At 59.2% G+C, this 23,473-nt stretch carries 22 protein-coding genes; 8 read left to right on the top strand and 14 right to left on the bottom strand.

The genetic code is table 11. From position 1 onward, the window contains the following. Positions 1 to 150 precede the first annotated feature (150 nt). Complete coding sequence (serA, locus tag NHU87_RS05510; protein WP_253546365.1) at positions 151 to 1,380, top strand: phosphoglycerate dehydrogenase; 1,230 nt, start codon at positions 151 to 153, stop codon at positions 1,378 to 1,380. A 62-nt stretch (positions 1,381 to 1,442) separates the two neighbouring features. On the opposite strand, the gene NHU87_RS05505 is transcribed toward serA, so the two are convergent. Continuing rightward, a complete protein-coding gene (locus NHU87_RS05505; RefSeq protein ID WP_253546363.1) occupies positions 1,443 to 1,868 on the bottom strand; it encodes a DUF4399 domain-containing protein in 426 nt (141 codons plus the stop codon). A 135-nt stretch (positions 1,869 to 2,003) separates the two neighbouring features. On the opposite strand from NHU87_RS05505, the gene NHU87_RS05500 reads away from it, so the two are divergent. Beyond that, the gene (locus NHU87_RS05500; protein ID WP_253546361.1) at positions 2,004 to 2,588 is read left to right on the top strand and encodes a transporter substrate-binding domain-containing protein; all 585 of its coding nucleotides are present in this window, start codon (positions 2,004 to 2,006) and stop codon (positions 2,586 to 2,588) included. 133 nt (positions 2,589 to 2,721) lie between these two features. Here NHU87_RS05500 and NHU87_RS05495 read toward each other — a convergent pair whose 3' ends face one another. Next, entirely contained in the window at positions 2,722 to 3,207 is a 486-nt protein-coding gene (locus NHU87_RS05495; protein ID WP_253546359.1) for a DUF523 domain-containing protein, read from the bottom strand. Positions 3,208 to 3,209: 2 nt separating this feature from the next. Beyond that, positions 3,210 to 3,842 carry a 2OG-Fe(II) oxygenase gene (locus NHU87_RS05490; RefSeq protein WP_253546357.1) on the bottom strand — a complete coding sequence of 211 codons (633 nt, stop codon included), beginning with the start codon at positions 3,840 to 3,842 and terminating at the stop codon, positions 3,210 to 3,212. Between the two features lie 133 nt (positions 3,843 to 3,975). Here NHU87_RS05490 and NHU87_RS05485 point away from each other — a divergent pair, with 133 nt between their 5' ends. Then, a complete protein-coding gene (locus NHU87_RS05485) occupies positions 3,976 to 4,728 on the top strand; it encodes a DUF2059 domain-containing protein (protein WP_253546355.1) in 753 nt (250 codons plus the stop codon). A 128-nt stretch (positions 4,729 to 4,856) separates the two neighbouring features. Here the strand turns inward: NHU87_RS05485 and NHU87_RS05480 are convergent, their stop codons facing one another. After that, positions 4,857 to 5,804, bottom strand: a complete 948-nt coding sequence (locus NHU87_RS05480; protein ID WP_253546353.1) for an alpha/beta hydrolase — start codon at positions 5,802 to 5,804, stop codon at positions 4,857 to 4,859. Positions 5,805 to 5,901: 97 nt separating this feature from the next. Here NHU87_RS05480 and NHU87_RS05475 point away from each other — a divergent pair, with 97 nt between their 5' ends. Both NHU87_RS05475 and NHU87_RS05470 read left to right on the top strand, forming a co-directional pair. Beyond that, complete coding sequence (locus tag NHU87_RS05475; protein WP_253546351.1) at positions 5,902 to 6,480, top strand: DUF6436 domain-containing protein; 579 nt, start codon at positions 5,902 to 5,904, stop codon at positions 6,478 to 6,480. Between the two features lie 102 nt (positions 6,481 to 6,582). Beyond that, entirely contained in the window at positions 6,583 to 8,991 is a 2,409-nt protein-coding gene (locus NHU87_RS05470; protein ID WP_253546349.1) for a penicillin acylase family protein, read from the top strand. A 124-nt stretch (positions 8,992 to 9,115) separates the two neighbouring features. Here the strand turns inward: NHU87_RS05470 and NHU87_RS05465 are convergent, their stop codons facing one another. Beyond that, positions 9,116 to 10,081 carry a GlxA family transcriptional regulator gene (locus NHU87_RS05465; RefSeq protein WP_253546347.1) on the bottom strand — a complete coding sequence of 322 codons (966 nt, stop codon included), beginning with the start codon at positions 10,079 to 10,081 and terminating at the stop codon, positions 9,116 to 9,118. A 376-nt stretch (positions 10,082 to 10,457) separates the two neighbouring features. Between NHU87_RS05465 and NHU87_RS05460 the strand changes: the two genes are divergently transcribed. After that, positions 10,458 to 11,099 carry an HD domain-containing protein gene (locus tag NHU87_RS05460; RefSeq protein WP_253546345.1) on the top strand — a complete coding sequence of 214 codons (642 nt, stop codon included), beginning with the start codon at positions 10,458 to 10,460 and terminating at the stop codon, positions 11,097 to 11,099. 140 nt (positions 11,100 to 11,239) lie between these two features. Here NHU87_RS05460 and NHU87_RS05455 read toward each other — a convergent pair whose 3' ends face one another. From NHU87_RS05455 to NHU87_RS05420, 8 genes are all read right to left on the bottom strand, one after another. Further along, complete coding sequence (locus NHU87_RS05455) at positions 11,240 to 12,130, bottom strand: ABC transporter permease subunit (protein ID WP_253546343.1); 891 nt, start codon at positions 12,128 to 12,130, stop codon at positions 11,240 to 11,242. Further along, positions 12,127 to 13,047: an ABC transporter permease subunit gene (locus tag NHU87_RS05450; RefSeq protein ID WP_301271349.1), complete on the bottom strand. Its 921-nt coding sequence runs from the start codon at positions 13,045 to 13,047 to the stop codon at positions 12,127 to 12,129. Before NHU87_RS05450 ends, NHU87_RS05455 begins: the two co-directional genes overlap by 4 nt. Continuing rightward, positions 13,044 to 14,186 carry an ABC transporter ATP-binding protein gene (locus NHU87_RS05445; RefSeq protein WP_253546340.1) on the bottom strand — a complete coding sequence of 381 codons (1,143 nt, stop codon included), beginning with the start codon at positions 14,184 to 14,186 and terminating at the stop codon, positions 13,044 to 13,046. Before NHU87_RS05445 ends, NHU87_RS05450 begins: the two co-directional genes overlap by 4 nt. Before the next feature lie 61 nt (positions 14,187 to 14,247). Next, positions 14,248 to 15,345, bottom strand: coding sequence for a polyamine ABC transporter substrate-binding protein (locus NHU87_RS05440; RefSeq protein WP_253546337.1), 1,098 nt, complete (start codon positions 15,343 to 15,345; stop codon positions 14,248 to 14,250). Positions 15,346 to 15,580: 235 nt separating this feature from the next. Next, the gene (locus tag NHU87_RS05435) at positions 15,581 to 16,678 is read right to left on the bottom strand and encodes a polyamine ABC transporter substrate-binding protein (protein ID WP_253546643.1); all 1,098 of its coding nucleotides are present in this window, start codon (positions 16,676 to 16,678) and stop codon (positions 15,581 to 15,583) included. 182 nt (positions 16,679 to 16,860) lie between these two features. Then, positions 16,861 to 18,225 (bottom strand): aspartate aminotransferase family protein, encoded by a 1,365-nt coding sequence (locus NHU87_RS05430; RefSeq protein WP_253546336.1) that lies wholly within the window; start codon positions 18,223 to 18,225, stop codon positions 16,861 to 16,863. A gap of 58 nt (positions 18,226 to 18,283) precedes the next feature. After that, entirely contained in the window at positions 18,284 to 19,642 is a 1,359-nt protein-coding gene (locus NHU87_RS05425) for a glutamine synthetase family protein (protein WP_253546334.1), read from the bottom strand. Positions 19,643 to 19,679: 37 nt separating this feature from the next. Further along, the gene (locus tag NHU87_RS05420) at positions 19,680 to 20,456 is read right to left on the bottom strand and encodes a gamma-glutamyl-gamma-aminobutyrate hydrolase family protein (protein WP_253546332.1); all 777 of its coding nucleotides are present in this window, start codon (positions 20,454 to 20,456) and stop codon (positions 19,680 to 19,682) included. Between the two features lie 278 nt (positions 20,457 to 20,734). Between NHU87_RS05420 and NHU87_RS05415 the strand changes: the two genes are divergently transcribed. After that, the gene (locus NHU87_RS05415) at positions 20,735 to 22,111 is read left to right on the top strand and encodes a glutamine synthetase family protein (RefSeq protein WP_038980872.1); all 1,377 of its coding nucleotides are present in this window, start codon (positions 20,735 to 20,737) and stop codon (positions 22,109 to 22,111) included. Between the two features lie 300 nt (positions 22,112 to 22,411). Continuing rightward, positions 22,412 to 23,044, top strand: a complete 633-nt coding sequence (locus NHU87_RS05410) for a TetR/AcrR family transcriptional regulator (RefSeq protein WP_253546330.1) — start codon at positions 22,412 to 22,414, stop codon at positions 23,042 to 23,044. A 192-nt stretch (positions 23,045 to 23,236) separates the two neighbouring features. Here the strand turns inward: NHU87_RS05410 and NHU87_RS05405 are convergent, their stop codons facing one another. Beyond that, positions 23,237 to 23,452, bottom strand: a complete 216-nt coding sequence (locus tag NHU87_RS05405) for a TOBE domain-containing protein (RefSeq protein WP_003229256.1) — start codon at positions 23,450 to 23,452, stop codon at positions 23,237 to 23,239. Positions 23,453 to 23,473 lie beyond the last annotated feature (21 nt).

Here is a 23,473-nt window from a genome sequence, read left to right as displayed (position 1 = left end):
ATGAGTGTTTAGCGGAGTGCATATGCTAGCATACCGACCCCGCAGGATAGTGCCCAAAGGCTGTTCTGCGGCGACGGCTGTCATGCCGCTCGGGTCAGCGTCTGCTGGCTACTTCCCTGCCAATTTTCTCCGGGATACAGGTTTACGCAGATGAGCAAGACTTCTCTCGATAAGAGCAAGATCAAGTTCCTTCTTCTCGAAGGCGTCCACCAATCGGCTGTCGACGTCCTCAAGGCGGCGGGCTACACCAGCATCGAGTACCTCACAGGTTCTCTGCCGGAAGCCCAGCTGAAGGAAAAGATCGCTGATGCTCACTTCATCGGCATTCGCTCCCGCACTCAACTGACCGAAGAAATCTTCGATCACGCGAAGAAACTGGTGGCTGTCGGCTGTTTCTGCATCGGCACCAACCAGGTCGACCTGAACGCCGCCCGCGAACGCGGTATCGCCGTGTTCAACGCGCCGTACTCCAACACTCGCTCCGTAGCCGAGCTGGTCTTGGCCGAGGCGATCCTGTTGCTGCGCGGCATCCCTGAGAAGAACGCTTCCTGCCACCGCGGCGGCTGGATCAAGAGCGCAGCCAACTCCTTCGAAATCCGTGGCAAGAAGCTGGGCATCGTCGGTTACGGCTCGATCGGTACTCAACTGTCGGTTCTGGCTGAAGGCTTAGGGATGCAGGTGTACTTCTACGACACCGTGACCAAGCTGCCACTGGGTAACGCCACCCAGGTGGGCAACCTGCACGAACTGCTGGGCATGTCCGACATCGTCACCCTGCACGTTCCGGAAACCGCAGCCACCCAGTGGATGATCGGCGAGAAAGAAATCCGCGCCATCAAGAAGGGCGGCATTCTGATCAACGCTGCTCGCGGCACCGTGGTTGAACTGGACGCCCTGGCGGACGCGATCAAGGACAAGCACCTGATCGGCGCGGCCATCGACGTATTCCCGGTGGAGCCGCGCTCCAACGAAGAAGAGTTCGAAAGCCCGCTGCGTGGCCTGGACAACGTGATCCTGACCCCGCACATCGGTGGTTCCACCGCTGAAGCGCAGGCCAACATTGGTCTGGAAGTGGCGGAAAAACTGGTCAAGTACAGCGACAACGGTACGTCGGTATCGTCCGTGAACTTCCCGGAAGTGGCCCTGCCGGCTCACCCTGGCAAGCACCGTCTGCTGCACATCCACGAGAACATTCCAGGTGTGATGAGCGAAATCAACAAGGTTTTCGCCGAAAACGGCATCAACATTTCCGGTCAGTTCCTGCAGACCAACGAGAAAGTCGGCTACGTCGTTATCGACGTCGATGCCGAATACTCGGACCTGGCGCAAGAGAAGCTGCAGCACATCAAAGGCACCATTCGTTGCCGAGTGTTGTTCTGATCGCGACTTGAGCGACAAAAAAGGGAGCTCCTCGGAGCTCCCTTTTTCATGTCCGTGAAAAATTACTTCACATTGACGGTGATCTTCTTCGACACGATTGGCGGATCGAACGGCATGTGGCCGCTGTCGCCCAACTCCAGCTGCAGGGTGTGCTTGCCCGGTGCCAGTTTGATTTCCGCCTGGGTCTGCGCCTTGCCGAAGTGCATGTGGTTGGCATCCATTGGAATTGGAGCACCGGCGGCTGGCAATTTGTCGACATCGATCAGCAAGTGGTGATGGCCGGTGTTCTTGGTGACATCACCCGCTGGCGCCAGCGCGATGTTCTCGACAGCGAACTTGACGATAAAAGTCTGTGGAACCGTTGCACCGTCTTCGGGAGAAACGATGGACACTCCAGCACCCTTTGGGGCCGAGGTGGCCGCACTGGCCAACACCGAAACCCCCATCAGCAGGCCTGCCAGTGCTGCTCGTGACATAAAGCTTTTCATTTTCTTCTCCATTTTTTCCGTAAAATTCGCTCGACCGTGACAACTTCACGACCATTCGTTGTCGAAGGCACACGACAACCATAGCAAAGCGAGCCTGAACAGCGCGTCGCGATAAATGAATTCAAAGGAGTGACCATGCGCTTTTTGCCTGGCCTGATCTGCCTGCTACCCCTTTTGAGCCCTTTGGCTCATGCCGAACTGATTGACGATGTAAACGACCGCGGCGAATTGCGCATTGCTCTCGAGGCTAATACCCCGCCCTTCAATTTCAAGGATGACGGCAAACTGACCGGCTTCGAAGTCGAGCTGGGTCAAATGTTGGCCAATGAACTGGATGTGCGCGCCGACTTTGTCGTCACCGATTCCAATGATCTGCTGACTGGCGTCGAAAGTGGCAAATACGACATCGCCATCAACCACATCACACAGACCCCGGCGCTCACGGATCGTTTCGACTTCAGCCAACCTTACATTCAAACCAATGCGCAATTGATCGCGCAGAAAGAAGAGCCGCGCTCAATACTGCTGGTGCAGTCGCTGACCGAGGAAAAGCCGAAGGCCGACCAGCCCGTGAACCTGGCGATCCCGTTCCAGAAGGGTAATCCGGCATTTCAGGCCAGCCTGGAAAACGCGCTGCAGCGGATCAAGGCGGATGGTCGGCTCGAAGCGCTGTCACAGAAGTGGTTGGGTGCGGATACGAGTGTGGCGCCGAAACCCTGATTCAAGGCTGATGAGTAACCCTGTGGGAGCGGGCTTGCCCGCGATGAGGAGGCCATAATATTCAACATCGATGTTGAATGTTAAACCGCCATCGCGGGCAAGCCCGCTCCCACATGGGTTTTGTGCAGGACCGCTAGTTCAGAGCGGCCAGCGCCTGCGCCGCTTCGGCCAATTCCAACTCGCTGAAGACCTGAACACCATTGCGCTTGAGCAATGCCGCGGTGACACCCTCACCGCTGACCTTCACGCCACTGAATGTCCCGTCATAGGTCAACAGATTCCCGCAAGACAGGCTATTGGCCTTGAGCACGGCAATCCGAATGCCGTGCTGCCGCACCAGCTCCAGCGCCTGATAAGCCCCCGAAAGAAACTCGGCACTGACGTTCTCGCCCTCGGTGGTGATGACCGATGCAAGGCCATCAAGCACCTCACCGCCCTGCCCACCGGGAATCTCCGCCGCAGCCCTTGGCGTCGGCAAACCTCCGGCGACTTCAGGGCACAACGGCACCACCCGGCCTTCGGCAATCCATTGTTCCAACAGATTGAATGGCCCACTGGCGCCACCGTCGTAACGGACGCGGTGACCGAGCAAACAGCGGCTTACCAGAATCTTTTGCATGATCAGAACGGCTCGTTGCCACGACGGCGAAACCAGCCCGTCAACGACAGGCGATCTCGGGTCGCGGGAAGGACTTCGTGGGGGACTTCGCCCGAAAGGAACACCACCAGGCATCCGCCGGCGGGCACCACATCGTGTTCGACACCTTCGTCCAGGTACATGCGCAACTGACCGCCATGCTCGGGCAGCCAGTCGTCATTGAGGTAGATCACCGCCGAGACCATGCGCCGATCATCATCGCGGAACCGGTCGACATGCTTGAGGTAAAAAGCGCCAGGCGGATACAGGGCGAAATGGCTTTCGAAATCTTCCAGGCCCAGAAACAAACCGCGATTCATCGCCTCACGCAGGCTGTTCATCAACCCCAGATAGCGGTCGCAGGCCTCGACCTGACCGGGTTCGAGCCATTGGATATGGTCACCGCGAATGCCCTCGCGGATCTCCGAAAACGGCCCGCGCCCCACGGCGGCCGGGGCGAGTTCGCCCTCGGCGGCACGTTTGCGGCACTCGGCCGCCAGCGCCCGGGTCAGATCCAGAGGCAGGAAAATATTCTGCTGCGACCAGCCGCGCTCAGCCAGGTCGTCGACGATACGTAACAGTAGCGGATGATCAGAGGATATTTGCATGGCGCGCATAGTATTCCTGTGCCCGCAAATCCGACAGAGCCGCGCAGCGGAGGATTGGTCGGATAAGGCACGCAACCTGATACGAATTCTCGACAAGTACGAATGCCGCACGGAGAATAGTCGCCTGCTGACAGGAGTCCCTATGCGCCGTTTGCTTTTTTCACTGCTGATGTTCTGCGTTTTGCCCGCCTGGGCGGACGGCCACGACCAGTTGTACAAGGTCGCCGGTTGGCCAGAACAACGCGCGCATTTCAACGATGCTCTCTCGGCCGCTCAGCAGCGGTACCAGAACAGCCTGCCGCCGGCGGTGTTTCAGGCCTTGGTCAACAACAGCAATCAGCGCTTTGCGCCTAAAGCCATGGATCAGCGTGCCGAAGCGCAGCTGCGCAAAACGCTTGCCGATCCGAAACCTGCGCTGACCTTCTTTCAATCGCCCCTGGGCAAGAAAATCGTCGCCGCCGAACTGCTGGCGACCCGTCGCGATCAATTGGCGAAAAACGCCAAGGGCTTGCCGAAAATGCAGGCCAGCGATAACCGTCAGTTGATCATCGGCCACCTGGCCCAGGCCCTGCCCGCTCGCGAGGCCGGCGCTGAAGTCAGCCTGGCGATCGCGGGCGTAGCGGCCGACAGCCTGAGCTCGATGATCCCCGGCCTGCTTGGCGGCGGGCAGGCTCAAGGCATGTTGAACGGCCAGCGCCAGCGCCTGATGGAGCAAATCGGCGCCGACCTGAACAATACGCTGCTGTATGTCTATCGCGACCTGTCGGATGAAGAGCTGGAAGAGTTCGCGACCTTTGCCGAGTCAGCTGAAGGCAAGGCTTATTACCAGGCGGCATTGGCGGCGATTCGGGCGGGGTTGGCGGTGGGGCAGAGTACGTCGAGTCTTGCCCAATAGTTTTTGGTGTCCGTCAGATCGCCATCGCGGGCAAGCCCGCTCCCACAGGTTTTGTATTGGTCACAAATGGGTGACTTGCACAGGTCCCTGTGGGAGCGGGCTTGCCCGTGATGAGGCCCTGACTACCACTAAAGATTCCGCCCCTTCATCCGCTTGCTCAAAAACCCGAAATACTCCCCACGCAACGCCGGTGACTCATTCGCCAGATGATGCCGCGCCTCCGGCAGCATCAGCACCTGAGGCCGATCGAACTTGCCCCGCAATACCTCAAGGTTGTGCTGCCAATCCACGGTCATGTCCGCCTGCCCCTGCACGATCAGCGGCTGCCGCGGGCTCTTCGGTGCCGCTTCGATGCGCTTGATCCATCGCCCCAGCGCACCGACCCAGGCCGTCGGCAGGCGCAGCGGTTGCAGCGGATCGGCTTGCAGGAATGCGAGAAAATCAGGGTCGTTGGAGTTCTCGCTGAAACGCCGGGCGATGCCGTTGACGAACGGCTTGAGCAGGTAATAACTGAGCTGCGACCAACCCCAGGCTCGCGGCCGCACCAGTGGCGACAGCAGAATCACCTGCCCCTGGGCCGGACTGCTCGCGCCCTGATTGAGTACATGATCGATCACGATCGCCCCGCCAGTGCTTTGCCCGCATAAGTGCCAAGGCTGCGGAAGGCCTAGCGACTGCGCCTCGGCCAACAGACCTTGCAGCGTGCTCTGATACTCGGCGAAATCCTTGATGCTCGCCCGTTCGCCACTGGACAGGCCATGCCCCGGCAGGTCACAGGAGATCACCGCAAAACCCTGGTCCAGCGCCCACTCGATCACATGCCGATAGAGCCCGGTATGATCGTAGAAACCGTGAAACAGAAACAGCGTCGCCTTCGCCCGCTCGGGCCACCAGAGCTGGCTGACCACTTCATAGCCATCGACCTCGAAACGCCCCAGGCCACTGCGCAAGGTTCGCTGCGGGAAATCCAGCCCATAAAAATGCTGATAGGCCATGGCTTCCGTCGACAGCGGCTGCCACTCGGCCAATGGCCGCAGGCTGGCACGCAAATGATCGGGATCGAAAGTGGCAGACATGGGCTATTCCAGAGCGCGAAACGGACTTTATGGGCCTGCGATATTCATCTGTCGCGGCAAGCATGGCAAGCTAGCCGACCTTCGAGGATTGAAACCCATGCGTCCGGCCTACCGCACCACACTGCTTGCCAGCCTGCTCGCCCTTGTGTGTGCCGGCGTGCTGTGGGCCGCCTATGACTGGTTTCAGGGGCGCTACTTGCGCACCTTCAGTTCGCACACCGCGTTGTTCTCCGGCGACCCATTGCGCCTGCCGGACGAACTCGCCGGCCCCGGCGCCATTCGCCTGGTGCACTTCTGGGATCCGGCCTGCCCGTGCAATGTCGGCAATCAACAACACCTGAGCGAACTGGTTGAGCAGTATGTACCGCAGGGCGTCGAATTCTATGCGGTCCAAAAGCCCGGCAGCCACGGTCAATTGCCCAGCACTTTGAGCCGTCTTGAAACCATCACAGTCTTGCCAGGTTCCGAACAGATCCCCGCCAGCCCGGCGGTGGCGATCTGGGACCGCAGTGGCAGGCTGGCGTATTTCGGGCCGTACAGCGAAGGCCTGACCTGCAATTCGAGCAACAGTTTTATCGAGCCCATTCTGCAAGCGCTGAATGAAGGCCGGGCGGTGAACGCCACTCATACGCTGGCAGTGGGTTGCTACTGCCCATGGCCTGCGGAGGTTAAGTAAGGCATTCCTGACTTTTCCAGGATCGCGATGCCCGGCACAGGAGGTCTGTGCTACACGTTTGCAGCCTACACGGCGGCAACCCCGAAAGAACAAGGAGTCACCATGAAACGCGTCCTGACCGTACTTGCCTTGCTGATTGTCGTGCTCGTCGCCGGGGGCGGCTGGTATGTGTACAGCAAGCAACCGACGCGCCAGGGCCAAGTGGAATTGCAGCACCTGCAAGGTTCGGTGACCGTGCGTTACGACGAGCGCGGCGTGCCGCATATCCGCGCCGAAAACGAAACCGACCTCTACCGCGCCCTCGGCTACGTGCATGCCCAGGACCGACTGTTCCAGATGGAAGCCATGCGGCGCCTGGCCCGTGGTGAGCTGGCTGAAGTCCTCGGCCCGAAACTGATCGACACCGACAAACTGTTTCGCAGCCTGCGCATCCGCGAACGGGCTGAAAGCTACGTGGCCGAGCTGGATCGTCAGTCGCCGGCATGGAAGGCTCTGCAAGCCTATCTGGACGGCATCAATCAATATCAGGACAGCCACGCTGCGCCGGCAGAGTTCGACGTACTGGGGATCCCCAAGCGCCCTTTCACCGCCGAAGACAGCATCAGTATCGCTGGCTACATGGCCTACAGCTTCGCCGCGGCGTTTCGCACCGAGCCCTTGCTGACTTACGTGCGTGACCAACTGGGCGCCGAGTACCTGAATATCTTCGATCTCGACTGGCAGCCCAAGGGCGTGCTGGCCAAAAGGCGCGCCACTGCACCGGCCCTCACCACCAATGACTGGAAGGATTTGAACGCCCTCGCCCGTTTGAGTGAGCAGGCCTTGGCCGACAATGGCCTGCCGCAATTCGAAGGCAGCAATGCCTGGGTGATTTCCGGCAGCCGCAGCAAAAGCGGCAAACCACTGCTGGCCGGCGACCCGCACATTCGCTTCTCGGCGCCGTCGGTGTGGTACGAAGCGCACCTGTCAGCGCCGGGTTTCGAGCTTTATGGATACCATCAGGCGCTGGTGCCGTTTGCGTTTCTTGGCCACAACCTGGACTTCGGCTGGAGCCTGACGATGTTCCAGAATGACGATCTGGACCTGATCGCCGAGAAGGTCAACCCGGACAACCCGAACCAGGTCTGGTATCGCGGCCAGTGGGTCGACATGGTCAACACCGAACAACAGATCGCGGTCAAAGGCCAGTCACCGGTCTCGCTGCCCCTGCGCCAGTCGCCCCACGGCCCGATCATCAACGATGCGCTTGGCACTGCCTCGGGCAAGACGCCGGTCGCCATGTGGTGGGCCTTCCTCGAGACCCCGAATCCGATCCTCGACGGTTTCTATCAGCTCAACCGTGCCGACACCCTGGCCAAGGCCCGCGCCGCGTCGGCCAAGGTTCAGGCACCGGGGCTGAACATCGTCTACGCCAACGCCAAGGGCGACATCGGTTGGTGGGCCTCCGCGCTACTGCCCAAGCGCCCGGCCGGGGTGAAGCCCGGTTTCATCCTTGACGGCAGCACCCCTCTGGCGGACAAGGAAGGTTTTTACCCGTTCAGCGCCAATCCACAGGAAGAGAACCCGGCGCGAGGCTATATCGTCTCGGCCAACTTCCAACCGGTGTCGCCGACGGGCATGGAAATTCCCGGTTACTACAACCTCGCCGATCGCGGTCAGCAGCTCAATCGTCAACTCAGCGACAAGAACGTGAAGTGGGACAACGAGTCCAGCCAGAAGCTGCAACTGGGCACCACCACCGACTATGGCCCGCGTCTGCTGGCGCCGTTGCTACCGGTACTGCGTGAAGTGGTGAGCGATCCCGTCGAGCTCAAACTCGCGGAGCAACTGGCGCAGTGGAGCGGCGACTACCCGCTGGACTCGATCAGCGCCACGCTGTTCAACCAGATCTTGTTCAACCTCACCGACGCGGCGATGCGCGATGAACTGGGCAATGACTTCTTCGAAACGCTGCTCCCGACCCGAGTGATCGACGCCGCACTCCCGCGCCTGGCGGCGTCCGTCGATTCACCGTGGTGGGACAACCGCAACACCCCCGGCAAGGAAACCCGCGCCGATACGGTCAAGGTGGCCTGGCAAGCGAGCATGGCTCACCTCAAGACCACCCTGGGCGCCGATTCCACACAATGGCAGTGGGGCAAGGCGCACACCTTGACTCACGGCCATCCGCTGGGGACGCAGAAACCGCTGGAGCGGATCTTCAACGTCGGGCCATTCGCGGCGCCCGGCACCCACGAAGTGCCGAACAACCTCTCGGCAAAAATCGGCCCGGCGCCATGGCCTGTGACTTACGGCCCGTCGACGCGGCGACTGATCGACTTCGCCGACCCGGCCCACAGCCTGACCATCAACCCGGTCGGCCAGAGTGGCGTGCCGTTCGACAGTCACTATGCCGACCAAGCCGAGGCGTATATCGAAGGGGTTTATTATCAGGCGTATCTCAATGATGAAGAAGTGACGGCCAATACCCGTAGTACGTTGAAGCTGTTGCCAGCGAGAGCGGCTCGGTAGTTGATCGTTCCCACGCTCTGCGTGGGAATGCAGCCCGGGACGCTCTGCGCCCCTTTCTAGAGCTGGAACGCGGAGCGTCCCTTGAGGCATTCCCACGCAGAGCGTGGGAACGATCGATCAGCGTTTAAACCATCGCCGCAAAATTCAACCTGAATTGCTGCGGCGTCACTCCCAGCCTGCGGTTGAACACACTGCGCATGTGCTGGGCATCGCGAAACCCGCACTGGTACGCCACGGTTTTCAGCGGTGCATGGGTGCTTTCGAGCATCACCCGCGCCGCGTCCACCCTCGCCCGTTCGACGAATTCCGCCGGGGTGACTTTCGCCTCCTTGGCGAACACCCGGGAAAAGTTGCGCGTGCTCATATTGGCGGCGTTGGCCAGATCAGCGATGGTCAGGTCGCCATTGAGGTTGGCCAGCACATAGAGCTGGACCAGCGCCACCGCCGAAGCCGGTTCGGCGTGGGGCGTGAGGAACGGGCTGAACTGCGATTGCCCGCCCGAGCGCTGAGTGAACACCACCAACCGCTTGGCCACGCTGAGTGCCACGTCCGGCCCGTGATCCCGAGCCAGCAGATACAGCGACAGATCAATCCCCGCAGTGACCCCGGCCGAGGTGTAAAGCTCGCCGTCCTGCACGTACAAGCGATCCGCCTCGACCTGAGTCGACGGGCACAACTGCGCCAGCGCCGTGGCGTCACCCCAATGGGTGGTGACTGTTCGCCCGTCGAGCAATCCGGCCCGGGCCAGCGTGAAGGCGCCGTTGCAGATCGAACCAAATCGGTGCGCCCGCGCGCAGGCATCGCGCAGCCAAGTATCGAACGCCGCGCCAAAATTCATGAACGGTAGCTGCGGCCCGCCCGCCACCAACAGCAAGTCATAAGCCTCCAGCGCTTCACTGAAATGCCGGTGGGCATTGAGCGACAAACCGTTGGAACATGACATCACCCCATGCTCGACACCGATCACCTCCAGCCGATAGTGATCCTCCGGGGCCAGGAAGCGATTGGCTTCGGAAAACACATCCATGGGGCCGGTGACGTCCAGCGACTGGACGCCGGGGAATACTACGATGGCAATGGTTTTGTGCATGGCAAGAAACGCCTTCTATGGCACTGAACTAGATGTCAGCGATCACTTGTAGCAGCTGCCGAGCCTGCGAGGCTGCGTTCGGCTGCGCAACAGTCGTGAAGTCAGGCACCGCGGTCATTCAGGTGAATCGCGTGCGCAGGGTTTACGACTGCTCTGCAGCCGAACGCAGCCTCGCAGGCTCGGCAGCTGCTACAGGGCTGTGTTCGTTTGGGAGATCTGCGTCAACCCTAGCCAATCCAGGCCCAACAAGCGAGGTTGGCGCGATAGGCAGGCTCATTGGCCGGGATCGCAGCCATGGGTCGATTGTCCGGCTTCGGCTGCGCGAACAGACTGACCCCATCAGCGCCGCCACGGCGTTCCCCATGAGGACAGCACCATGAGCAGCATTATCGCCGGTATCAAAATCCCTGACAGCGCGTTGACCAGGGCCACCACTGAGTACATTCGCGACGTCGAATCCGACCTGCTGTTTCACCACTCACGCCGGGTGTTTCTGTTCGGCGCCTTGAGTGGTGAGCGCAAGCAGTTGGCCTACGACCCGGAGCTGCTTTACGTCGGCGCGATGTTTCATGACTTGGGTCTGGTAGAAGGTCACCGCAGCAATGACGAGCGCTTCGAAGTCGACAGTGCCAACGCGGCCAAAGCGTTCCTCAAACCCTACGGTTTGTCTGACGATGATATCGAACAGGTGTGGTTGTCGATTGCCCTGCACACCACGCCGGGCGTGCCGCAACACCTGCGTCCCAACGTGGCGCTGGTGACCGCCGGCGTCGAGATGGATGTGCTGGGCATCGACTACGCGGCGTTTTCCGCCGTGCAGCGTGAAGCGGTGGTGCATGCGCATCCACGGGGTGAAGGGTTCAAGGAATGCATCCTGTGTGCGTTCGCCAATGGCTTCAAACATAAGCCGGACAGTACTTTTGGCACCGTGAACGCGGATGTGCTGGTGGACAGCGAGCCGGGCTTCAAGCCGATGAACTTCGTCGAGATCATCCGCAAATCGCCGTGGATTTCCTAAGAACCTGTGGGAGCGGGCTTGCCCGCGATGGCGGCATCACCGTCAACATAGATGTCGACGGACAGACCGCTATCGCGGGCAAGCCCGCTCCCACAGGGATGTGGGTTGGCCACACATGCGTGGTCAACCCGGCATCAAGCTCAAACCGCTTCCGGCGCCTGCGCCCGGCGCACGTCCGGTTGTTTCCAGGAATCGGCGGCACTTTCTTCGATGGCCTGCTGGATCGCACGCTTGCGAATCTCTTCGGCACGACGGCTGAAGTACCAGACCAGGAACGTCACCAGCGACACCGCCAGCAGAATCAGGCTGGCCACCGCGTTGATCTCAGGCTTCACGCCCAGGCGCACCGCCGAGAACACTTCCATCGGCAAGGTCGTGGAACCCGGGCCGGACACGAAGCTCGCCAGCACCAGGTCATCCAGCGACAACGCGAACGACATCATGCCCCCCGCCGCCAGCGACGGCGCGATCATCGGGATGGTGATCAGGAAGAACACCTTCCACGGCCGCGCCCCCAGATCCATGGCTGCCTCTTCGATGGACAGGTCCAGCTCACGCAAACGCGCCGACACTACCACCGCCACATACGCCGCACAGAACGTAGTGTGGGCGATCCAGATCGTGACGATGCCACGCTCCTGTGGCCAACCGATCATCTGCGCCATGGCCACGAACAGCAGCAACAGCGACAGACCGGTGATCACTTCCGGCATCACCAGCGGCGCAGTGACCAGACCACCGAACAGCGTGCGGCCCTTGAAGTGGGTGATACGGGTCAGCACGAAGGCCGCCAGCGTCCCCAGTGCCACCGCTGCAATTGCCGTGTAGCAGGCGATTTCCAGCGAGCGCACTACCGAGCCCATCAGTTGGGTGTTGTCCATCAACCCCACGTACCACTTGATCGACCAACCGCCCCACACCGTCACCAGTTTCGAGGCGTTGAACGAGTAGATCACCAGGATCAGCATCGGCGCGTAGATGAACAGCAAACCCGCTACCAGCATGAAACTCGAGAAACGGAAGCGCTTCATTCCTTGCCCTCCATTTCTTTGGCCTGACTACGGTTGAACAGGATGATCGGCACAATCAGGATCGCCAACATCACCACCGCCAGTGCGGACGCCACCGGCCAGTCACGGTTGTTGAAGAATTCTTGCCAGAGCACTTTACCGATCATCAGGGTTTCCGGACCGCCGAGCAGTTCCGGGATCACGAACTCACCCACCACTGGGATGAACACCAGCATGCAGCCGGCGATGATGCCGTTTTTCGACAGCGGCACGGTGATCTTCCAGAAACTGTTAAAGGTGCTCGAACCGAGGTCCGACGCGGCTTCCAGCAGGCTGGTGTCGTGTTTGACCAGGTTGGCATAGAGCGGCAGGATCATGAACGGCAGATAGGAGTAAACGACCCCGATATAGACCGCGAGGTTGGTATTGAGGATCTGCAGCGGTTCGTCGATCCAGCCCATGGTCATCAGAAAACCGTTGAGCAGACCGTTGTTGCTGAGAATGCCCATCCACGCATACACGCGGATCAGGATCGCGGTCCAGGTCGGCATCATTATCAGTAGGACCAGCACCGTCTGCATTTCTTTGCGGGCAGTGGCGATGCCGTAAGCCATCGGGTAGCCGATCAGCAAACAGAGGACGGTGCTGATCAGCGCCATTTTCAACGAGCCGAGGTACGCGGCGATGTACAGCTCGTCATCGCCAAGCATCGCGTAGTTGCTCAGGTTAAGCAGCACCTGGAGCTTCTGGTCGATGAAACTGTAGATCTCGGTGTACGGCGGAATGGCCACATCGGCTTCGGCGAAGCTGATCTTCAAGACGATGAAGAACGGCAGCATGAAGAACAGGAACAGCCAGATGAACGGAACCCCGATGACCAGCTGACGGCCACCGGGAATTATTCGATTGAGCCGGCGTTTGAGTTTGCGCATGTTCATGAGCGAAGCACCACGCCGCTGTCGTCTTCCCAGTACACGTAAACCTGGTCACCCCAGGTTGGGCGCTGGCCGCGGCGCTCGGCGTTGGCGACGAAGGACTGCACCAGTTTGCCGCTCGGCAATTCGACGTAGAACACCGAATGGCCGCCGAGGTAGGCGATGTCATGCACCTTGCCGCTCGACCAGTTGTATTCGCAGGTCGGCATGTCGGCCGTCACCAGCAGTTTTTCCGGACGGATCGCGTAAGTGACGGACTTGTCCTGCACCGAGGTGCTGATGCCGTGACCCACATAAATACTGCGGTCCAGATCCTTGCAGGTGATCAGCGCATGGCCTTCGGCGTCGTCCACCACTTCGCCTTCGAAGATGTTGACGTTGCCGATGAATTCGCAGACCAGACGGCTGGTCGGGGTTTCGTAGATGTCGATCGGGCTGCCGATCTGGGCGATCCAGCCCAGGTGCATGATCGCGATGCGCTCGGCCATGGTCATGGCCTCTTCCTGGTCGTGGGTCACCATCACGCAGGTCACGCCGACCCGCTCGATGATCTCGACCAGTTCCAGCTGCATTTGCGAGCGCAGTTTTTTGTCCAGCGCACCCATCGGTTCATCGAGCAGCAACAACTTCGGCCGCTTGGCCAATGAACGTGCCAGCGCCACACGTTGACGCTGACCACCGGACAACTGATGGGGCTTGCGCTTGGCGTACTGGCTCATCTGTACCAACTTGAGCATCTCGGCCACGCGAGCGTCGACTTCAGCCGACGGAATTTTGTCCTGCTTGAGGCCGAAGGCGATGTTCTGCGCCACGGTCATGTGCGGGAACAGGGCGTAGGACTGGAACATCATGTTGATCGGCCGCTCGTACGGCGGCATGTCCGTGATGTCTACGCCATCGAGAAAAATGCGCCCCTCCGTGGGCCGTTCGAAACCTGCCAGCATCCGCAGCAAGGTGGATTTGCCCGAACCCGAGCCGCCGAGCAGGGCGAAAATTTCGCCTTTCTTGATTTCCAGGGACACGTCGTCCACGGCAATCGTCTCGTCGAACTTTTTGGTGACCCGGTCGATTTTGACCAGCACCTGTTTAGGTGTCTGGTCGCCCTCGAGGGCTTTCTTATAGGCGCCGGAGGCAACTGCCATTTACGAAACTCCCAACAGAATTTGCAGTTCGCTCAACGTGGCGAACCTGGATAGTTTGAAGCTATTTGCCCGACTTGACCTTGGTCCAGCTGCGCGTCATCAAACGTTGAATGTTCGGCGGCAACTCGGTGGAGACGTATGTCTTGTCGAGGACCGCTTGCGGTGGATACACCGATTCGTCGGTGCGTATGGACTGTTCCATCAGTTTGTCCGACCCGGGGTTCGGGTTGGCGTAGCCAACGGAATTGCTGACCTGGGCAATCACCTCGGGTTTCAGCAAATAGTTGATGAAGGCATGGGCTTCTTTGACGTTGGCCGCATCCTTGGGGATCGCCAACATGTCGAACCAGAGCGCGCCGCCTTCTTTCGGAATCGAGTAGGCGATGTTCATGCCTTTGCCGGCTTCCTCTGCGCGGGCCTTGGCCTGGAACATGTCGCCGGAGAAGCCGATCGCCACGCAGATGTCACCGTTGGCCAGGTCCGCGATGTATTTGGATGAGTGGAAATACGTCACGTAAGGCCGTACGGCCAGCAACTTGGCTTCAGCCTTTTTGTAGTCTTCAGGGTTGGTGCTGTTGGCGTCCAGGCCCATGTAGTTGAGGACCGTGGGCATCATTTCATCGGCGGAGTCGAGGAAGGCCACGCCACAGCTGTGCAGCTTCTTGATGTTCTGCGGTTCGAACACCACGTCCCAGGAATCGATCTTGTCGAGGCCCAGCACTGCCTTGACCTTGTCGACGTTGTAACCGATGCCGTTGGTGCCCCACAGATACGGTACGGCGTACTGGTTGCCCGGATCGTTCTGCTCCAGGCGCTTGAGCAGCACCGGGTCGAGGTTGGAGTAGTTGGTCAGCTGCGATTTATCGAGCTTCTGAAAAGCCCCGGCCTTGATCTGCTTGCCAAGGAAGTGGTTGGACGGCACGACCACGTCATAACCGGTACGCCCGGCCAGCAACTTGCCTTCCAGGGTTTCATTGGAATCGAATACGTCATACACCGGCTTGATGCCGGTTTCTTTCTGGAAGTCGGCCAGGGTGGTTTCACCGATGTAGTCCGACCAATTATAAATATGCACTGTGCCAGCGGCCTGAACACTGACAGCCAGTGTCAGCCCGGCGCCGACCAGCAGGGCATTGCGCAACAAAGAAAAAATAGGCACGTGGAGGTCCTCTAAAATGAGTTGGGCCCAAGTTGCCCCGCGTTACATGACAGCCATGGCTGTCTGGCAACAAAACCGGCGCGCAACTTACCCTCGAAAAACCGTTCCAGCAAACTTTATGAAGATCCTGTAGCAGCTGCCGCAGGCTGCGTTCAACTGCGAAGCAGTTGTGCTGTCGAAAAGCGGATGTCCTTCGGACCTCAACGCAGCCTTCGGCAGCTGCTACAGGGTTTGCTTATTTACCGGATTTGATCTTGGTCCAGCTGCGAGTCAGGATTCGCTGGGTGGCGGCCGGCAAGTCGGCAATCGCGTACAGTTTGGCCATTACTTCTGCTGGTGGGTAAATGCCTGGATCGCTGGTGATTTCTTTATCGACCAGTGCGGTGGCCGCCGAGTTACCGTTCGGGAATTGCACGGCGTTGGTGATTTCAGCCATGATTTCCGGCTTCTGCAGGAAGGTCATGAACTTGTAGGCGCCTTCAACGTTTTCGGCATCTTTAGGGATGGCGACCATGTCGTAGAAGCTGCCGGCACCTTCTTTCGGAATGTTGTAGCTGACTTTCACCTTGTCACCGGCTTCAGCGGCGCGAGCCTTGGCCTGGTAGATGTCACCCGAGTAACCCACGGCGACGCAGATGTTGCCGTTGGCAAGGTCCGAGATGTACTTGGACGAGTGGAAGTAGCCCACCGAAGGACGAATCTTCAGGAACAATGCTTCGGCTTCGGCCAGTTGTTTCTTGTCCTGGCTGTCGGTTGGATAGCCCAGGTAATGCAACGCCACCGGAATCATCTCGGTTGGCGAATCGAGGAAGCTGATACCGCACGACTTCAACTTGGCAGCGTTTTCAGGTTTGAACAGCAAGTCCCAGGAGTTGGTTGGCGCATCGGCACCCAGTGCAGCCTTGACCTTCTCGGCGTTGAAACCGATACCGATCGAACCCCACATGTAAGGGAATGCGTGTTCGTTACCCGGGTCGCTCACCGATACCGCTTTTAGCAGGTCCGTGTTCAGGTTTTTCCAGTTAGGCAGCTTGGACTTGTCCAGCTTCTGGTAGACGCCGGCCTTGATCTGCTTGGCCAGGAAGTTGTTCGACGGCACGACGATGTCGTAGCCAGACTTGCCTGCCAGCAGCTTGGCTTCCAGGGTTTCGTTACTGTCGAACACGTCATAGACGACTTTGATACCCGACTCGGCCTCGAACTTCTTGACGGTATCCGGTGCGATGTAATCGGACCAGTTGTACACGTGCAGCACTTTGTCGTCAGCCTGAACGGCCCCCGCCATCACGCCCATCAGGGACATGGCGAGGAGGGTCTTGCCAGCTATCTTCATACCTAATGCCTTCATGGGTAATGCTCCAATTTTTCTTTTTAACCACGTGCTCAGCGGCCTGTTACTGGGCATCCGAACAACCGGTAGTCTGGCAAGATCCAAGGCAGGCTTTCAAGGAAAGACCCATCCTTTGTTTGCACTGAGCGAAGTGCAATCTTCACACCTCGCTCAGAGCCTAGCACTTAGCCCTGCAACGCACTCAGGGTCAGGTCCAGGCACTTGCGCGCCTTGGTCACCAACTCGTCGATTTCGGCCGGTGTAATCACCAGTGGCGGAGCAATGATCATGGTGTCGCCGACGGCGCGCATGATCAGGCCGTTTTCGAAGCAGAACGTGCGGCAAATCATGCCGACGCCCTTGCCTTCGTAACGTTTGCGGGTGGCTTTGTCCTGAACCAGTTCGATGGCCCCCAACAGACCGACCCCACGCACTTCCCCCACCAACGGGTGATCGCTCAGTTCCCGTAGACGCTTTTGCAAATAAGGTGCCGTTTCTGTACGCACGCGCTCGACAATTTTCTCGTCGCGCAGGATGCGGATGTTTTCCAGCGCCACCGCAGCGGCCACCGGGTGCCCGGAATACGTGAAACCGTGGTTGAAATCACCGCCTTCGTTGAGCACCTCGACCACGTCGTCACGCACGATCAGGCCACCCATCGGGATGTAACCGGAGGTCAGGCCTTTGGCGATGGTCATCATGTGGGGTTTGAGGTCGTAGAAATCGGTACCGAACCACTCACCGGTACGACCGAAACCGCAGATCACTTCGTCGGCCACGAACAGAATGTCGTACTTGGCGAGGATTTCCTTGATGCGCGGCCAGTAGCTGTCTGGCGGGATGATCACGCCGCCGGCGCCCTGAATCGGCTCGGCAATAAAGGCACCGACGTTGTCGACGCCGACTTCCAGAATCTTCTCTTCCAGCTGATTGGCCGCCCAGATACCGAATTCGTTCGGCGTCATGTCGCCGCCTTCGCCGAACCAGTACGGCTGGGCAATGTGGACGATGCCCGGGATCGGCAAGTCGCCCTGTTCGTGCATGTACGTCATGCCACCCAGGCTCGCGCCGGCCACGGTAGAACCGTGATAGCCGTTCTTGCGACTGATGATGACTTTCTTCTTCGGCTGGCCCTTGATCGCCCAGTAGTGACGAACCATCCGCAGCATGGTGTCGTTGCCTTCGGACCCGGAACCGGTAAAGAACACGTGGTTCATGCCTTCAGGCGCAACGTCGGCAATCACCTTGGCCAACTCCAGCACCGGCGGGTGAGCCGTCTGGAAGAACAGGTTGTAATAAGGCAGTTCGCGCATTTGTTTGCTGGCGGCATCGGCCAGTTCATCGCGACCGTAGCCGATCGCCACACACCACAGGCCGGCCATGCCGTCGAGGATCTTGTTGCCTTCGCTGTCCCAGAGATAAACGCCCTTGGCATTGGTGATAATGCGCGGGCCTTTCTCTTTCAGCTGCTTGAAGTCGCTGAACGGGGCCAAGTGGTGATCGCTGCTCAGGGCTTGCCATTCACGGGTTTGCGGGTTGTTGCTGGTCATGCGAATTCTCCTAAGATTCGAGTGGAGGGCGCCGCCAAGAGCAGCGACGCCCGGCGCATCAGACGGCGAAGAGCAGGAATTCCCGCTCCCACGAACTGATCACGCGCTTGAAGTTTTCATGCTCGGCACGCTTGACCGCGATGTAGCCCGTGATGAACTTCTTGCCCAGGTACTTTTCGATGGTCTTGCTGTTTTCCATGCGATCCAGGGCGTCTTCAATAGTCAGTGGCAGGCGCAGGTTGCGCCGCTCGTAACCACGGCCCACGACCGGCGCGCTCGGGTTATGCCCTTCGACCATGCCGATAAGGCCGCACAACAGGCTGGCGGCGATGGCCAGGTACGGGTTGGCATCGGCACCCGGCAGACGGTTTTCCACCCGACGGTTCTGCGGCCCGGCGTCCGGAACCCGCAGGCCTACGGTGCGGTTCTCTTCGCCCCACTCCACGTTCACCGGTGCCGAGGTATCCGGCAGGAAGCGGCGGAACGAATTGACGTTGGGTGCGAACAACGGCAGCAGCTCAGGAATGAATTTCTGCAAGCCGCCTATGTGGTTGAGGAACAGCTGGCTCATGGTTCCGTCTTCATTGGAGAAGACGTTTTTGCCGGTCTCGATGCTGATAATGCTCTGGTGCAAATGCATGGCGCTGCCCGGCTCGCCGGTCATGGGCTTGGCCATGAAGGTCGCCGCCACGTTGTGCTTGAGCGCGGCCTCACGCATGGTGCGCTTGAACACCAGAATCTGGTCGGCCAGGGACAGGGCATCGCCATGACGGAAGTTGATTTCCATCTGCGCGGTGCCGTCCTCGTGGATCAGCGTGTCGAGGTCCAGCTCTTGCAGTTCGCACCAGTCGTAGACGTCTTCGAACAACGGATCGAATTCGTTCGCGGCTTCAATCGAGAAGGACTGGCGACCGGTTTCCGGACGACCGGAGCGGCCAATCGGCGGTTGCAGCGGGTAGTCCGGATCATCGCTGCGCTTGGTGAGGTAGAACTCCATTTCCGGCGCCACGATCGGCTGCCAGCCGTGGTCGGCGTAGAGTTTCAGCACCTTCTTGAGCACGTTGCGCGGCGACAACTCGATCGGGTTGCCCTGCTTGTCGTAGGTATCGTGGATCACCTGGGCGGTGGGCTCAATGGCCCACGGCACCAGAAACACCGCGTTGTGGTCGGGGCGGCAGATCATGTCGATGTCGGCCGGGTCGAGCAGTTCGTAATAGATGTCGTCTTCGACGTAGTCGCCGGTCACGGTCTGCAACAGAACGCTTTCGGGCAGGCGCATGCCTTTTTCGGCAATGAACTTGTTGGTCGGCGAGATCTTGCCCCGGGTGATGCCGGTCAAGTCGCCAATCATGCATTCGACTTCTGTGATCTTGTGGTCTTTCAACCAATCGGTGAGCTGGTCGAGGTTGTTACTCATAAATGCCTCTTAGGCTGAGTTTCCGGACTCTTATAAGTCAGGCGTTGTTTGACGCATCGGCGTCGCGTTGTAGTGCGTGCTTGCGGCAGGCATCGCCAAATGCCTGGAAAATCGCAAGGTAGTCAGGATTCAAGCTTACCTGCCATTCGGGATGCCATTGCACACCTAAAGCAAAAGCCTTGCCTTCGATAACAGAGACGGCTTCGATCAACCCGTCGGGCGCCACGGCTTCCACACGAAGGCCCGGCGCCAGACGCTCAATGCCCTGACCATGAATCGAATTGACTTGAATCTCGCTCGCCAGGCCCAGCCCGGCCAATACACCGCCCGGCCGGACGTGCACCGAGTGACTTGGGGCGTACTGCCCTTCCAGCGGCAGGCTGTCGTCTTCACGATGATCCATGAATGGACCGGCCTCGTGAACCTTCTGATGCAGGCTGCCGCCGAACGCCACATTCATTTCCTGGAAGCCGCGGCAAATGCCGAGCACGGGAACACCGGCCTCGACAGCGGCGCGGATCAGCGGGAGAGTAGTGGCATCGCGTGCAGAATCATGAGCAGTACCCGGCGCACTGGCCGGGCCGTTATAGTGAAACGGTTCTATATTAGAAGGGGAGCCTGTAAAGAGAATGCCGTCCAGAGCGTCTAGAATTTCGGACGGTGCCAGTTGATCCGCCAGGGATGGAAGAATCAACGGCAGGCCCTTGGCAGCTGAAGCCACGGCGCGTACGTATTTGTCGCCACTGATGTGATAAGCATGCAGACCGATCTGCTTTGAGCAGGCGGTGACGCCGATTAACGGCAGGCGAGACATGAAGCACCCCGGTATTATTGCTGTTATGGGTTTAAATCGAGCTTAGCCTTGTTCATTTTTTTACACAACACCCCCGTAAAAAATACAACACGGCACGCTCAAGCTCGCGGGCGCCGAGAAGGCTGAAGGCATAAAAACGCCCCAAAGTGCCTCAAAAAAGCCTCATGAGCGCTTTTTCAGGGCAAAAAAGGCCTCGCTTGACTTCGGCATGCCGTTCGGGTTGACTGGAATCCGAAGAGATCAATGATTGATATTTTTAACAACAAAGGTGTTGCATCATGTCGGTACCCCCGCGTGCCGTTCAGCTTAACGAAGCGAACGCGTTCCTTAAGGAACATCCTGAGGTTCTGTACGTTGACCTTCTGATTGCGGATATGAATGGTGTGGTGCGCGGCAAGCGCATTGAACGCACCAGTCTCCACAAGGTTTACGAGAAAGGCATCAACCTGCCGGCCTCTCTATTTGCTCTGGATATCAATGGCTCGACGGTGGAAAGCACCGGTCTGGGCCTGGACATCGGCGATGCTGACCGAATCTGCTATCCAATCCCCGACACCCTGTGCAATGAGCCCTGGCAAAAGCGCCCCACCGCGCAACTGTTAATGACCATGCACGAACTCGAAGGTCAGCCATTCTTCGCCGACCCGCGTGAAGTGCTGGCCAATGTGGTGCGCAAGTTCGACGAAATGGGCCTGACCATCTGCGCCGCGTTCGAACTGGAGTTCTACCTGATCGACCAGGAGAACGTGAACGGTCGCCCGCAACCGCCGCGCTCGCCGGTTTCCGGCAAACGCCCGCACTCGACACAGGTCTACCTGATCGACGACCTCGACGAATACGTCGATTGCCTCCAAGACATTCTGGAAGGTGCGAAAGAGCAAGGTATCCCTGCCGACGCCATCGTCAAGGAAAGTGCCCCGGCACAGTTCGAAGTGAACCTGCACCACGTGGCCGACCCGATCAAGGCCTGCGACTATGCAGTCCTGCTCAAGCGCCTGATCAAAAACATCGCCTACGACCATGAGATGGATACCACCTTCATGGCCAAGCCTTACCCAGGCCAGGCGGGCAACGGTCTGCATGTCCACATCTCGATTCTTGATAAAGATGGCAAAAACATTTTTGCCAGCGAGGATCCCGAGCAGAACGCCGCACTGCGTCACGCGATCGGCGGTGTGCTCGAGACCCTGCCGGCGCAGATGGCTTTCCTCTGCCCGAACGTCAACTCCTACCGTCGTTTCGGCGCACAGTTCTACGTGCCGAACTCGCCATGCTGGGGCCTGGACAACCGTACCGTGGCCATCCGCGTACCGACCGGTTCCTCCGATGCCGTGCGCATCGAGCATCGTGTCGCCGGCGCCGACGCCAACCCGTATCTGTTGATGGCTTCGGTTTTGGCGGGCGTGCACCACGGCCTGACCAACAAGATCGAGCCCGGCGCGCCCGTGGAAGGCAACTCCTACGAGCAGAACGAGCAAAGCCTGCCAAACAACTTGCGTGATGCACTGCGTGAGCTGGATGACAGCGAAGTCATGGCCAAGTACATCGATCCGAAATACATCGATATCTTCGTCGCCTGTAAGGAAAGCGAGCTGGAGGAGTTCGAACACTCCATCTCCGACCTTGAGTACAACTGGTACCTGCATACCGTGTAAGTGGTTGCAGTAAAAACAACGCCGCCGGCCTCACAGCTTGCGGCGTTTTTTTATGGTTTTTCAGTCGATCGTTCCCACGCTCCTGCGTGGGAATGCATCAAGGGACGCTCCGCGTTCCAGTCTCACCGATGATGTCTTGCCTGACATCGATGTGACGCGGAGCGTCACGGGCTGCATTCCCACGCAGAGCGTGGGAACGATCAATGTGACTTGTAGGAGCGAGGCTTGCCCGCGAAGGCTTCCTGGCAGACAACGCAGATACCTGCTCGTACAATGCCCGCTGCCCCGCAGGAGACTTCAATGACGCGCACCGCCACCATTCGCAAACCCCGCGCCCGCAGCCAGGCCCGGATCGATTCGATACTCGACGCCGCCCGTACACTGCTGGCCGCCGAGGGCGTGGCCAGCCTGTCGATCTACAGCGTCGCCGAACGCGCGGAGATCCCGCCCTCCTCCGTCTACCATTTTTTCGCCAGCGTCCCGGCCCTGCTGGAAGCCCTGACCGCCGATGTCCACGCCGCGTTTCGCGCCTGCCTGCAAGCGCCCATCGACCACCATGCCCTCAACGGCTGGCGCGATTTGTCGCGCCTGGTGGAACAACGCATGCTCGCCATCTATGACGAAGATGCCGCCGCCCGCCAATTGATCCTCGCCCAGCACGGCCTGACCGAAGTCACCCAGGCCGACCGCCAGCACGACATCGAACTCGGTGATTTGATGCATAAACTGTTCGATCACCATTTCGAGCTGCCGAGACTGCCGAACGATGTCGATGTGTTTGCGCTGGCCATGGAACTGGGCGATCGGGTGTATGCACGCTCGGTGCAACAGCATGGGCAGATCACACCGCGAATGGCTGAGGAAGGGATGCGGGTGTTCGATGCTTATATTGGGCTGTATTTGCCACCCTATCTGCCCAAGAGAAATCTCTAGCGCCTTCACAGGCCTCATCGCGGGCAAGCCCGCTCCCACAGGTTTATCTGTCGCTCACAAAATCTGAATCCACTGGAGATCCTTGTGGGAGCGGCCTTGTCCGCGATGGCAGCACCACAGTTTCAAATCAGGCAGACATAGAAAAACCCCGAAGGGCTCACACCCCTTCGGGGTTGTTGATTGCGCACTCGCTTACAACTTGGCGATCGACACCTCGGTGGATTTCACAAACGCGATCACTTCACTGCCGACCACCAGTTCCAGCTCTTTCACGGAACGGGTGGTAATCACCGAAGTGACGATCCCGGAAGCGGTCTGCACATCGATTTCCGACAGCACGTCACCCAGCACGATTTCCTTGATCGAGCCTTTGAACTGGTTACGAACGTTGATGGCTTTGATAGTCATGATGTTGATTCCTGTCGTTGG

It is taken from the genome of Pseudomonas mandelii (assembly GCF_024138395.1).
GTDB lineage: Bacteria > Pseudomonadota > Gammaproteobacteria > Pseudomonadales > Pseudomonadaceae > Aquipseudomonas > Aquipseudomonas mandelii_E.
The sequence above is the reverse complement of the archived record's forward strand: the minus strand, read 5'-3'. Positions and strand labels throughout refer to the sequence as shown.

Excerpts from the sequence above, each read along its gene's own strand:
- serA (WP_253546365.1), top strand. The coding sequence starts at position 151 with ATGAGCAAGACTTCTCTCGATAAGAGCAAGATCAAGTTCCTTCTTCTC.
- NHU87_RS05505 (WP_253546363.1), bottom strand. The coding sequence starts at position 1,868 with ATGAAAAGCTTTATGTCACGAGCAGCACTGGCAGGCCTGCTGATGGGG.
- NHU87_RS05500 (WP_253546361.1), top strand. The coding sequence starts at position 2,004 with ATGCGCTTTTTGCCTGGCCTGATCTGCCTGCTACCCCTTTTGAGCCCT.
- NHU87_RS05495 (WP_253546359.1), bottom strand. The coding sequence starts at position 3,207 with ATGCAAAAGATTCTGGTAAGCCGCTGTTTGCTCGGTCACCGCGTCCGT.
- NHU87_RS05490 (WP_253546357.1), bottom strand. The coding sequence starts at position 3,842 with ATGCGCGCCATGCAAATATCCTCTGATCATCCGCTACTGTTACGTATC.
- NHU87_RS05485 (WP_253546355.1), top strand. The coding sequence starts at position 3,976 with ATGCGCCGTTTGCTTTTTTCACTGCTGATGTTCTGCGTTTTGCCCGCC.
- NHU87_RS05480 (WP_253546353.1), bottom strand. The coding sequence starts at position 5,804 with ATGTCTGCCACTTTCGATCCCGATCATTTGCGTGCCAGCCTGCGGCCA.
- NHU87_RS05475 (WP_253546351.1), top strand. The coding sequence starts at position 5,902 with ATGCGTCCGGCCTACCGCACCACACTGCTTGCCAGCCTGCTCGCCCTT.
- NHU87_RS05470 (WP_253546349.1), top strand. The coding sequence starts at position 6,583 with ATGAAACGCGTCCTGACCGTACTTGCCTTGCTGATTGTCGTGCTCGTC.
- NHU87_RS05465 (WP_253546347.1), bottom strand. The coding sequence starts at position 10,081 with ATGCACAAAACCATTGCCATCGTAGTATTCCCCGGCGTCCAGTCGCTG.
- NHU87_RS05460 (WP_253546345.1), top strand. The coding sequence starts at position 10,458 with ATGAGCAGCATTATCGCCGGTATCAAAATCCCTGACAGCGCGTTGACC.
- NHU87_RS05455 (WP_253546343.1), bottom strand. The coding sequence starts at position 12,130 with ATGAAGCGCTTCCGTTTCTCGAGTTTCATGCTGGTAGCGGGTTTGCTG.
- NHU87_RS05450 (WP_301271349.1), bottom strand. The coding sequence starts at position 13,047 with ATGAACATGCGCAAACTCAAACGCCGGCTCAATCGAATAATTCCCGGT.
- NHU87_RS05445 (WP_253546340.1), bottom strand. The coding sequence starts at position 14,186 with ATGGCAGTTGCCTCCGGCGCCTATAAGAAAGCCCTCGAGGGCGACCAG.
- NHU87_RS05435 (WP_253546643.1), bottom strand. The coding sequence starts at position 16,678 with ATGAAGATAGCTGGCAAGACCCTCCTCGCCATGTCCCTGATGGGCGTG.
- NHU87_RS05430 (WP_253546336.1), bottom strand. The coding sequence starts at position 18,225 with ATGACCAGCAACAACCCGCAAACCCGTGAATGGCAAGCCCTGAGCAGC.
- NHU87_RS05425 (WP_253546334.1), bottom strand. The coding sequence starts at position 19,642 with ATGAGTAACAACCTCGACCAGCTCACCGATTGGTTGAAAGACCACAAG.
- NHU87_RS05420 (WP_253546332.1), bottom strand. The coding sequence starts at position 20,456 with ATGTCTCGCCTGCCGTTAATCGGCGTCACCGCCTGCTCAAAGCAGATC.
- NHU87_RS05415 (WP_038980872.1), top strand. The coding sequence starts at position 20,735 with ATGTCGGTACCCCCGCGTGCCGTTCAGCTTAACGAAGCGAACGCGTTC.
- NHU87_RS05410 (WP_253546330.1), top strand. The coding sequence starts at position 22,412 with ATGACGCGCACCGCCACCATTCGCAAACCCCGCGCCCGCAGCCAGGCC.
- NHU87_RS05405 (WP_003229256.1), bottom strand. The coding sequence starts at position 23,452 with ATGACTATCAAAGCCATCAACGTTCGTAACCAGTTCAAAGGCTCGATC.